Annotated in this window: 11 protein-coding genes; 5 read left to right on the forward strand and 6 right to left on the reverse strand. The window is 73.2% G+C overall.

Translation table 11 applies throughout. From position 1 onward, the window contains the following. Window positions 1–59: 59 nt before the first annotated feature. From ACFWJX_RS18540 to lnt, 3 genes are all read right to left on the reverse strand, one after another. A complete protein-coding gene (locus ACFWJX_RS18540) occupies window positions 60–866 on the reverse strand; it encodes a 3-hydroxybutyrate dehydrogenase (protein ID WP_383243885.1) in 807 nt (268 codons plus the stop codon). Window positions 867–920: 54 nt separating this feature from the next. Then, a complete protein-coding gene (locus ACFWJX_RS18545; protein ID WP_383243888.1) occupies window positions 921–1,400 on the reverse strand; it encodes an NUDIX domain-containing protein in 480 nt (159 codons plus the stop codon). Window positions 1,401–1,467: 67 nt separating this feature from the next. After that, window positions 1,468–3,075 (reverse strand): apolipoprotein N-acyltransferase, encoded by a 1,608-nt coding sequence (lnt, locus tag ACFWJX_RS18550; RefSeq protein WP_383243891.1) that lies wholly within the window; start codon window positions 3,073–3,075, stop codon window positions 1,468–1,470. Between the two features lie 198 nt (window positions 3,076–3,273). Here lnt and ACFWJX_RS18555 point away from each other — a divergent pair, with 198 nt between their 5' ends. Further along, window positions 3,274–4,371 carry an O-antigen ligase family protein gene (locus ACFWJX_RS18555; RefSeq protein WP_383243893.1) on the forward strand — a complete coding sequence of 366 codons (1,098 nt, stop codon included), beginning with the start codon at window positions 3,274–3,276 and terminating at the stop codon, window positions 4,369–4,371. A 4-nt stretch (window positions 4,372–4,375) separates the two neighbouring features. Here ACFWJX_RS18555 and ACFWJX_RS18560 read toward each other — a convergent pair whose 3' ends face one another. Both ACFWJX_RS18560 and ACFWJX_RS18565 read right to left on the reverse strand, forming a co-directional pair. Then, a complete protein-coding gene (locus ACFWJX_RS18560) occupies window positions 4,376–4,930 on the reverse strand; it encodes a hypothetical protein (RefSeq protein WP_383243896.1) in 555 nt (184 codons plus the stop codon). A 106-nt stretch (window positions 4,931–5,036) separates the two neighbouring features. Then, the gene (locus ACFWJX_RS18565; RefSeq protein WP_383243899.1) at window positions 5,037–5,822 is read right to left on the reverse strand and encodes a glutamate racemase; all 786 of its coding nucleotides are present in this window, start codon (window positions 5,820–5,822) and stop codon (window positions 5,037–5,039) included. A 39-nt stretch (window positions 5,823–5,861) separates the two neighbouring features. On the opposite strand from ACFWJX_RS18565, the gene ACFWJX_RS18570 reads away from it, so the two are divergent. Further along, complete coding sequence (locus tag ACFWJX_RS18570) at window positions 5,862–7,055, forward strand: glycosyltransferase (protein WP_383244036.1); 1,194 nt, start codon at window positions 5,862–5,864, stop codon at window positions 7,053–7,055. Window positions 7,056–7,073: 18 nt separating this feature from the next. On the opposite strand, the gene ACFWJX_RS18575 is transcribed toward ACFWJX_RS18570, so the two are convergent. After that, window positions 7,074–8,357, reverse strand: coding sequence for a TerD family protein (locus ACFWJX_RS18575; protein WP_383244039.1), 1,284 nt, complete (start codon window positions 8,355–8,357; stop codon window positions 7,074–7,076). A 297-nt stretch (window positions 8,358–8,654) separates the two neighbouring features. Between ACFWJX_RS18575 and ACFWJX_RS18580 the strand changes: the two genes are divergently transcribed. From ACFWJX_RS18580 to ACFWJX_RS18590, 3 genes are all read left to right on the forward strand, one after another. Further along, a complete protein-coding gene (locus ACFWJX_RS18580) occupies window positions 8,655–9,086 on the forward strand; it encodes a DUF6643 family protein (RefSeq protein ID WP_383243902.1) in 432 nt (143 codons plus the stop codon). Between the two features lie 42 nt (window positions 9,087–9,128). Then, on the forward strand, window positions 9,129–9,953 hold the full coding sequence (locus tag ACFWJX_RS18585; RefSeq protein ID WP_383243905.1) for an MOSC domain-containing protein: 825 nt from the start codon (window positions 9,129–9,131) through the stop codon (window positions 9,951–9,953). Window positions 9,954–10,155: 202 nt separating this feature from the next. Continuing rightward, complete coding sequence (locus ACFWJX_RS18590) at window positions 10,156–10,761, forward strand: hypothetical protein (protein WP_383244042.1); 606 nt, start codon at window positions 10,156–10,158, stop codon at window positions 10,759–10,761. Window positions 10,762–10,802: the final 41 nt, after the last annotated feature.

The following is a 10,802-nucleotide window of genomic DNA, read 5'->3' on the forward strand; positions in this document are numbered from 1 at the left end:
TGACCGGGCCGGCCCGTCAGGCCTGTGGAAAACTCCGGACCCGCCGCTCGCCCGGCAGGTCAGTGCGCGGTCCAGCCGCCGTCCAGGACCAGGGAGGTGCCGGTCACGAAGGACGCCTGCGGGCCGCACAGATAGGCGACGGCCTCGGCGACCTCCTCCGGTTCGATGAGCCGCTTGACCGCGCTGTCCCGCAGGAGCACCTCGGCCAGTACGCGTTCCTCGGGCAGGTCGTGCGCCCGCGCCTGGTCGGCGAGCTGCTTCTCCACCAGGGGGGTGCGGACGTAGGCCGGGTTCACGCAGTTGGAGGTGACGCCGTGCGGCGCGCCTTCGAGGGCGGCCGTCTTGGACAGTCCTTCGAGCCCGTGCTTGGCGGCCACGTACGCCGACTTGTAGGGCGAGGCGCGCAGTCCGTGCACGGAGGAGACGTTGACGATGCGGCCCCAACCCTGCCCGTACATGTGGGGCAGGGCGCCGCGGATGAGCCGGAACGGCGCCTCCAGCATCACCGTGAGCACCGTGTGGAAGACGTCCGGCGGGAACTCCTCCAGCGGCCGTACGAGTTGCAGGCCGGCGTTGTTGACCAGGACGTCGGTGCCGGCGGCGGCGAGTTCGGCGGCGTCGAGGTCCGTGAGGTCCAGGACGTGCGGCTCGACGAGACCCGGCAGACCGGTGGCGCTCTCGGCGAGTGTCTCCAGGCCCGTCGCGTCGCGGTCGACCGCCCGCACCTTGGCCCCGGCGGCCGCCAGCCGCAGCACGCAGGCGCGGCCGATTCCACCGGCGGCGCCGGTGACGAGGGCGGTTCGACCGTGCAGGTCCAGGGAGAGGGAAGGGGCGGAGGGACCAGGGGCGGCGTGGGGCGTGGTCATGTCTCGACCCTAGGCAGCGCCGGGACCTCACCCCATGTGGTCAGCCCCCATACTTCAGCTGGAACTCATGGACTCGAACCATGTGGGCTCGTCCGACAGGGCCTGCTTGATCCGGAACAGCGCGAATTCGTGCAGGTCCGGCAGGGCGTCCACCGCGAACCACCCCACCTCCAGCGACTCGTCGTCGTTGACACGGGCCTCGCCGCCCACGGCACGGCAGCGGAACGTGATGTCCATGTACTGGCAGACGTCGCCGTTGTCGTACGTGACCGGTTCCAGTGCCTGGACGAGGACGACCCGTTCGACGACGCACCGCACCGCGGTCTCCTCGAAGACCTCCCGCACCGCGCAGACGGCCGGCTGCTCGCCGGGGTCGGGGATGCCCCCGATCACCGCCCACTCGCGGGTGTCCGAGCGACGGCCCAGCAGTACGCGACCAGCGTCGTCGAAGACGAGGGCGCTGACCCCGGGCAGCCACAGCAAATGGTGGCCGGCGGCGGCCCGGATCTCGCGGATGAAGTCAGGAGTAGCCATGGACCGACCCTAACGAGCCGGTCCGGCGACACCGCGCGCGTGGGGGACGCGCTCGGCGGGCGTACGGCTACACGCCACCGGCGCGCCGCCCGCGCATCCCCGCTCCGATCGCCCAGCCCAGCCCGCCCGCGGCGACGAGCAGGAGGGCGATCTCGGGGAGGATGCCCAGCTTCGTCGCGGGGGTCTGCGAGGAGCGCAGCGGGACCTTCTGGACCAGGGAGTCCGCGACGAACATGCCGGTCCTCTGGGTGATCTTCCCGTCCGGCATGATGATCGCGCTGACCCCGCTGGTCACCGGCACCGTGACGGTCCGACTGTGCTCGACGGCACGTACGCGGGACATGGCGAGCTGCTGGTAGGTCATCTCGCTGCGGTCGAAGGTGGCGTTGTTGCTGGGCACGGAGATGATCTGCGCGCCGTGGGTGACGGTGTCGCGCACGGCCCAGTCGAAGGCCGCCTCGTAGCAGGTGGCGAGGCCGACCTTGGCGTCGCCGAAGTCGAACACGCCGGGCTCGCTGCCCCGGCTGAAGTCCTGGCGGACCATCGAGGTCCATTCGTCGTTGATGGCGCCGATGAGCGAGCGCATCGGGAGGTACTCGCCGAAGGGCTGGACCTGCCGCTTGTCGTAGGTCTGGGTGGCGCCCTTCTCCGGGTCCCAGAGGATCTGCTCGTTGTAGAGCCTGCCGTCGCGCTCCACGACGCCGCCGACCGAGATGGGCGCGTCGATCGCCTCGGCCGCCTGCTCGATGACGGCGGCGGCGTCCGGGTTGGCGAAGGGGTCGATGTCGGAGGAGTTCTCGGGCCACAGCACGAAGTCGGGCTGGGCCACCTTGCCGGCCTTGACCTCGGCGGCCAGCCGCTCCGTCTCGCGCACGTGGTAGTCGAGGACGGCCCGGCGCTGGGAGTTGAAGTCCAGTCCGAGGCGGGGAACGTTGCCCTGGATGACGGCGACCGTCGCGGTACCGTCCTCCGCCTTGTCGCTGACCAGCGGGCGGGCGGCCACGGCCGCGAGAACCGGGACGGCCATGCTGATCAGGGCGACCGCGGCGGCCGATCGCCGCACCTCGCGCGTACGGCGCCAGCGGAGCCCGAGCCGGACGGCCTCGCAGAGGCCGAAGCCGCACAGGACGACCGCGAAGCCGAGGACCGGGGTGCCGCCCAGTGCGGCCAGCGGCAGGAAGACGCCGTCCGCCTGACCGAACGCGATCTTGCCCCAGGGGAAGCCGCGGAAAGGCACGCGCGCGCGTGCCGCCTCACCGGCGATCCAGATCGCCGCCGCCCACACGGGCCACGCGGGCAGCTTCGACACCGCGGCGACGCCCGCGCCGACCAGCGCGACGAAGACCGCCTCGATCACCACCAGCGCGATCCACGGTCCGGGGCCGACCTCGACGCCCGTCCATACCAGCAGCGGCAGCAGGAAGCCGAGGCCGAAGAGGTATCCCAGGCCGAGTCCCGCCTTCCAGCCACGGCCGCGCAGCACCCAGCCCAGGAGGGCGAAGGCGGGCAGGGCCAGCCACCACAGGGTGCGCGGCGGGAAGCTGACGTAGAGGAGCACTCCGGAGAGCGCCGCGGTGGCTGCCGGGACGAGCCGCAGGAGCCGTGCGCCGCGCGGCGGCGCGGTCGGGGGCTCCGGCTGGTCCTGCCGGTCCACGGAAGTTGCGGTGACGGTCACTCGGGGAGTGTACGGCGGGTCACCTTTTGGCCGACAGCACGGTCCGCGCGGCGGTCCGCGGTACCGCCCGCACGACTCGTGCCCAAACCGCCCGCCAGCCGTTACGGTGTGGCAGTGCTCCTGTCGCGTGGGGCGGCCGGGGAGGGTTTCACGGTCGTGGGGCGACCGGGTTCGGGGGACGGTGTGGGGTCCAGGGGGATGGCGTCCGCGGACGGCGAGTCCGCTCCTGACGGGCCCGGCGAGAGACGAATCGTTTCTGACGCCGTGGGTGTGGTGGTGCTCGCGGCCTGTGCCACCTGGTCCCTGGTCACCGCGGCCGTGAACGGCGGTCGTCCCGAGGGCGTCCTGCTCGCGGTGCTGGCGGTGACCGCCGGTTACGCGGCGGGGCGGATCCTGGGAGTGCTGCTGCCTGTCGCGGCACCCTGTGCGGCGGCGCTCGCCGGGCTCTCCCTGACGGTGGCCCTGCCACGGCTCGTCCCTGGACCCGAGACCGTCACTCCGCTGGGCCACGCGGGCGCCACCGCGGCGGTGCTCACCCTGTCGGCCGGAGCCGCCTGCTGCGCGGCCTGGGCCACTCCCGTGCCCGCGCCGCGGCTCGCTCTGCGTCTGCTGGCCGGTGGCATGGCGGTGGCCGGGGCCGCGCTGGGGTCGGCCATAGCGATGGTGACCTGCGGCGCCGTCCTGCTGTGCTCTCTGGCCGCCGGCCGGATGCCCCACCGGGGTCGCGGCCTGGCGGGGCTGGCTCTGACCGCCGCCGCCGTCACGGGCCTGACCTGGGCGACGGCGGGCGGCGCGCTGCCCGGCGGACTCGCCTCCTCGTTGGAGGACCAGCTCACGCCCCGCCGGATCGGCCTGTGGCGCGACGCCCTGCACCTGGCGCGGCACGACGTCGGCCTCGGCGTGGGGCCGGGACGCTTCGGCGAGTTGAGCCCGACAGCTGCGCAGGCCACCCTCTCGGACGGCAAACCGCACTCCGCGCCGCTGCAGATGGCGGCGGAACAGGGGGTCGTCGGCGTGCTGCTGCTGGCCGCGGCCTTCTGCTGGATGCTGTTCGCCCTGTGGCGCGCCGTGCGTCCGACACCGGTGGTGCTGAGCGCGGGTGCCGCGCTGACGGGTCTGGCTGCCGTGGCCGCGGTCGGCAACGCGCTGAGCTTCACCACGGTCTCGGTCGGCGCGGGGCTGCTGGCGGGTCTGGCCACGGCCCGCCCCCTCGCCGTCGAACCGGCGCCGGGCGTGGTCACACCCCGTTCCGGAAGGGCGGCCCAGCGCTCCCCCGACGGCCGTCCGGCCGCCTGAAGACCTAGGGGCTCTGCGTCACGTCGGGTGTGCCCTGCCGCAGCCGGGCCCTGATGACCCGTACGGCGGACTCGGCGTCGTCCACCGTGATCGTGAACGTGTGTCCGTCCCAGAGCCGCAGCACCACGCCCTCCCCGCGCCGTACGACGACGGCGGTGCCTTTGTCGGGGCGCCAGCGGTAGCCCCAGCCGCCCCAGTGGCGCGGGGTGACGTGCGGCTCGAAGTCGGCACCGGCGACATGGGACAGCGGGATGCGGCGGCGCGGCAGACCGATGTGCCCGCAGCGCACCTCGAGGGACTCCTTGTCGAGCTTGAGGTCGACATGGACGAAGGCGAGGGTGCCGAACAGGACGAGCACTCCGGCGGCGATGCACCCGACCACGGACATGGCGAGCGGCGCGATGGCGGACGTCCAGGCGGACACGACCGCCAGTTCGATACCGAGCGCCACGCAGGCCGCTCCGACCAGCGCGAGCAGCCACTGGAACCGGTTGGTGGCCCGCCCGTGCCACTCGTCGGGATGCGGGGCGGTCTCCTCGTGGGGGTGGTGGTCCCTCATATTTATGAGGTTACTCAGGTTTCGCTCCGCCGGTACCGTGTCGCGCAGGGTGACTGGGCCGGCCGGACGACGAGCGGACCGCGCCCGTCCGTCCGGTGATCTCCGGTCACCGGACGGGGCTGGTCTCCTGGAGCAGTCGGCCTTCCGCATAGGCGAGCGCCGGCGCCGGCAGCGCGCCCTCCCGGCCACTGAGGATGACCGTGACCGCGCCGAGGGCCCGCGCCCCGGGCTCGGGGCGGGAGCCGATGCGGCGCAGTGCCTGGGCGGCCACGGCACCGGCCGATCCGTGCAGGACGAGCGGCGGGCGGCCGGCGCCCTGGACGGCGGCGCGGATGCGCTCGGCGACCAGTTCGTAATGGGTGCAGCCCAGGACGACGGTCGTCACCTCGTCGGGGGTCAGGGCGGCGGCCGCGGCGACCGTGGCGTCGATCGCCGCCTCGTCCGCGTGCTCCACGGCCTCGGCCAGGCCCCAGCAGGGCACCTCGGTCACGGTGACGCCGCCGGCGAAGTCGTCGATGAGACCGCGCTGGTAGGGGCTGCCGGTCGTGGCGGGGGTGGCCCAGATCGCGACGGGGCCGCCGCCGGCCGCTGCGGGCTTGATCGCGGGGACGGTCCCGATCACCGGGATGCCCGGTTCGAGGCGGGCGCGCAGGGTGGGCAGGGCGTGCACGGTCGCCGTGTTGCAGCCGATGATCAGGGCGTCGGGCCGGTGGGCTGCGGCGGCCTCCGCGACGGCGACCGCGCGCGCGGTGAGGTCCTCGGGCGTGCGCGGGCCCCAGGGCATGCCGTCGGGGTCCAGGGAGAGCACGAGATCCGCGTCGGGTCGCAGGCGCCGTACCGCGGCGGTGGCCGCCAGCAGCCCGATTCCGGAGTCCATGAGCGCGATCTTCACCCGGCCACGATAGACGATGTGCTCTTGCGGCCCGGTCCGGTGGGGCAGACTGCGCGCGTGAGCGCCGTCGTGTGGATCTCCGCCGTTTCCCTCGCCACCTGGCTGTGGCTGCTGTTCTGCCAGGGCTTCTTCTGGCGCACGGATGTCCGGCTGCCCCCGCGCGAGGAGCCCGGCGAGTGGCCGTCGGTCTGCGTGGTCGTCCCCGCGCGCGACGAGGCGGCGGTGCTGCCCGCCAGCCTCCCCTCGCTGCTCGCGCAGGACTATCCGGGACGGGCGGAGGTCTTCCTCGTCGACGACGGCAGCTCCGACGGCACCGGGGAAATGGCGCGCGAGCTGGCCCGGCGGAACGGCGGGCTGCCGCTGACCGTGGACTCGCCGGGAGAGCCGCCGGCGGGCTGGACGGGGAAGCTGTGGGCGGTGCGCCATGGCATCGCGCTGGCACGCGCGCGTGAACCCGAGTATCTGCTCCTGACGGACGCCGACATCGCGCACGCGCCCGACAGTCTGCGGGAGCTGGTCGCGGCGGCGCGCACCGGGGGCTTCGACCTCGTGTCCCAGATGGCACGACTGCGGGTGGAGAGCGTGTGGGAGCGGCTGGTCGTGCCGGCCTTCGTCTACTTCTTCGCACAGCTCTATCCGTTCCGCCGGATCGGCCGGCCCGGGGCACGGACGGCCGCCGCCGCGGGCGGCTGCGTCCTGCTGCGGACCGCGGCGGCCGGACGGGCCGGCGTTCCGGACGCCATCCGGCACGCCGTCATCGACGACGTGGCGCTCGCGCGGGCGGTGAAGGGGTCGGGGGGCCGCATCTGGCTGGGGCTGGCCGACCGGGTGGACAGTGTGCGCCCGTACCCGCGGCTGTACGACCTGTGGCGGATGGTCTCGCGCAGCGCCTACGCGCAACTGCGGCACAATCCGCTGCTGCTGCTCGGCACGGTGCTGGGCCTCGCCCTGGTCTATCTGGTGCCGCCCCTCGCACTGCTCGGCGGGCTCGCCCTCGGAATCCCTGCCGTCGCGCTGCCGGGCGGCCTCGCGTGGCTGGTGATGACGGGGACGTACGTCCCGATGCTCCGCTACTACCGTCAGCCGCTGTGGCTCGCCCCGCTGCTGCCGTTCACCGCCTTCCTCTATCTCCTGATGACGGTGGATTCCGCGGTGCAGCACTACCGGGGGCGGGGCGCGGCGTGGAAGGGCCGCACCTACGCCCGTCCGGACGCGGTGGCCGACGAGGGCTGACCCGGCCCGTCCGGCGGGCTATTTGCGGCCCGGTGTCCAGTTCATGCCCCAGCCGTAGGCGTGGTCCACGGTCCGCTGGGGGCTCACACCGCGCTCGGGCACCAGATAGCGGGCCTCGCGCTGGACGACGAGGTCGTCACCGGTGCGGGTGATCAGTGCGAGCGCGCACACGGTCGACGGGACGGTGCACTCGTCCAGGGAGAAGTCGATCGCGGCGCCGAACTGCGGCTGCAGGGTCACCGTGGCGTGCAGGTCGGCGAACGAGCGGGCGCCCTGGTAGATGGTGACGAAGACGAGGATGCGCCGGAAGTCGTTCTTGTGGTCGAGGTTGACCGTGAGGTTCTCGCCACTGGCCACCGCACCCGTGCGGTCGTCGCCGTCGAGAAGGATGTACGGCGGCTGGTGCAGGGCGCCGAAGGCGTTGCCGAGGGCCTGCACGACTCCCTTGCGTCCGTCGGCCAGCTCGAAGAGGGCGCACAGGTCGAGGTCGAGGTCGTTGTGCCGCGCGACCGCCCTGCCGCGCTTGCTGCCCCAGCCGGAGAACTGCTGGTGCGTCTGCCAGTTGAGGTTCACGCGCAGGGCGCCCGAGGTGCCGCCCTGCTTCGTCAGCGAGACCGACGGAGCGGCCTTGGTGAGCGTCACCTTGGTGAGGCGGACCGGGGCCGTGGGCGGGGCGGGTGGCGCGGGCGGCGTGGTGTGGACGGGCGGGGGCACGGTGGCCGGGAAGGGCGGCACGGCGGACGGGGGCGTCGGTGCGGCGGCCGGTTGCGGTGCCGCCTGCTGCGGCTCGTCGACGGTGATGCCGTAGTCGGTCGCGAGTCCCTCCAGGCCGCTGTCGTAGCCCTGGCCGACGGCGCGGAACTTCCAGGCACCCTGGCGGCGGTAGAACTCGCCCAGCACGAACGCCGTCTCGACGGTCGCGCCGGTGGCCTCGTACCGGGCCACCACCGTGTTGGCTCCGGCGTCCCGTACCTCGACGGCGAGGTCGGGCACCTGCCCGAAGGTGCCGCCGTCCGCCGAGGCGGCCAGGACGACGGTCTCGATCGCGGGCTCCACGCGCGCGAGGTCGACGATGAGGGTGTCGGTCACCCTGCCGCCCGTGTCCTGCTTTCCCTCGTGGCGGACCGCGCCGGAGGAGTGCCCCGGCTGGTTGTAGAACACGAAGTCGGCGTCCGAACGGACTTTTCCGCCGACCAGCAGCAGGGCCGAGGCGTCCGCGTCGGGGACGCCCGGTCCCGACCGGCGGCCCACCTCGACCCGCAGCGCCGTCGTCGGCACCGGAAGATTGGATCCCTTCGGCATGGACATGTCCGCCCCCATCACCTGTGACCGGCCGGACCGCACGCTCCGGCGCCCTTCGGGTTGTCTACTCGTCAACCTATTCGCCCGGACCGCGAACTCCCATCCACGGCGCCGGAAGATCCCTGCCCAACCGCCGGTAACCCGCCGGGAGCTCGGCCTTTACACGATCTGGACCGTAATTGCCGCCCCTTTTTGCCAAGTTCGCTCGCATTGGGTATCCGGAGTCACCGCCGACACGGAAAACAACCCTCTTATCGGTCTCCCCAACCAGCACATCGTGGGCTTAACTTATGTGCCATGACCTCCCCCCGCTCCACCTATGGCGGCGGCTACTACTCCGCCTCCTTCCCGGACACCCCGATCTACGACTCGCTCGTGGCCGAGCGGGGCGCCCCGCAGATCGCCCCGATCCGGGTCCCCGCCGCCTACGACACGGGCGGCAACCTGCCCGCGTTGCCGTCGGCACTGCCCGCCCTCCCGGCGGCCCCGTCCCCGTACGCCTACGGCTACCCGCAGGTGCAGCAGCCCGCCCCGCTCCAGCAGGCGCCGGCCGCGTACATCCCGCCGCAGGCCACCGCGCCGCGCGGTTACCCCGGCCCGCAGATGCAGCAGCAGCCTCGCCCGGCCGCACCCGGCACGGGGTACGACGCGATGCGCCCCGCGGCTCCCCGGCCCGCCGCGCCCCAGTACCAGGACCCGTACAACAACCAGCAGTACCGCGGCTACTGAGCCGACCCGGGGACAGTCGCTGCCACCTGGCAGGATGAGGCCATGGGGAATGCGGAACTGCTGTCGATTCACGTTCATCCGGTCAAGGCGTTCCGGGGGCAGTCGCCCCGGGAGGCCGTGGTGGAGCCCTGGGGGCTGGCCGGAGACCGACGCTGGGCGCTGATCGACCACGGGGGAAGGGTCGTCACGCAACGTCAGCAGCCGCGCCTCGCGCGCGCCGCCGCCGAGCTTCTGCCCGGCGGCGGCGTCCGTCTGTCCGCACCCGGTCGGGAGCCGCTGACCGTCTCCGTGCCGCAGCCGATAGGGACGGTGTCGCTGGAGATGTTCCGCGACAAGGTGGAGGGCGTGCTCGCCGACGAGGCCGCGCACGCCTGGTGCAGTGCGTATCTCGGCGCGGACGTGCGTCTGGTGCACATGGACGACCCCGCGACGCGCCGCGCCGTCGATCCCGAGTACGGGCTGCCCGGCGAGACCGTCACGTTCGCCGACGGGTATCCCCTGCTGGTCACCTCCGCCGCCTCGCTCGACGCCCTCAACTCGCTGATCGCGCGGGGCGAGCACGCCGCGGAGGGGCCGCTGCCGATGAACCGCTTCCGCCCCAACCTGGTCGTGGCCGGCACGGAACCGTGGGCCGAGGACGGCTGGTCACGCCTCACCATCGGCGACGTCGGCTTCCGGGTCGCCAAGACGTGCGGCCGGTGCGTGGTCACCACGACCGACCAGAGCACCGCGGAACGCGGCAAGGAGCCCCTCCACACGCTGGGCCGGCACCGGCGGCTCGGCGGCAAGCTGGTGTTCGGACAGAACCTGGTGCCCCTCTCCCGCGGCACCGTCCGGGTCGGCGACCAGGTCGAGATCGTCGGCTAGTCCGCAGGTCATGCCCCGGTTTCCGGCGGGGCTCCCGGTCCGTGCCGTCGTGGGAACCTCCGCCCGCTCTCCGGCCGTTGTGCTTTTCGTGAGCCGTTCATGAGAGGACCCGGCCGCAGGTGATTTGGCTCTCTCTTCGCCCGGACCCGCGCGTGAACGGCTCCACGGGGGGTTATCACGGAGCGGGAAGGGGGTGCGGGTGGTGCGAGCGATCGGTGGACTCTGGCGCTGGCGGCACAATCCGCTGCGTCGGGCGACGGATCTGGTCGAGGCCTGGGTGGCGCTGACGGCCCTGCTCCTGATCCTGCTGGTGGCACCCGTCCTCGGGTCCCTCGTCGGCGCTCTCGCGCAGGACACGTTGCAGCAGGCCGTCCGCGAGCAGCGCCACTCCCGCCACCAGGTCACGGCGACCGTGGTGCGCAAACTGCAGGGTTCACTGCTGGAGGCGGATCCCGAGACCGCCTCCGGGCGGGAGAGCCGCACCCGCGTCCTCGCCGACTGGACCGCTCCCGACGGCACCCCGCACCAGGGCGCGGTCCTCGCCGGCCTCAAGTCCCCCCGCCGCGGCGACCACTTCCCGCTGTGGACGGACACGCACGGCCGTCTGGTGGCCCGCCCCCTGGACTCCGCCACCGCGACCACCCACGCCGTCCTCGCCGGATTCGGCGCGGCACTGCTCACCGCGGGCCTCGTCGAGGGAGTCCGAAGACTCGTCGTCCGGCGCATGCTCCGCCGCCGGTACGCCCGTTGGGACCAGGCGTGGGACCGCGCGGGCCCGGACTGGGGCCGCACCGGCACCGGCAGCTGACAGCCTTCCGTCTCTGGTCAACCCACCGCCCGTGCGCACGC

Source organism: Streptomyces sp. NPDC058335, from assembly GCF_042723915.1.
Classification (GTDB): Bacteria; Actinomycetota; Actinomycetes; order Streptomycetales; family Streptomycetaceae; genus Streptomyces.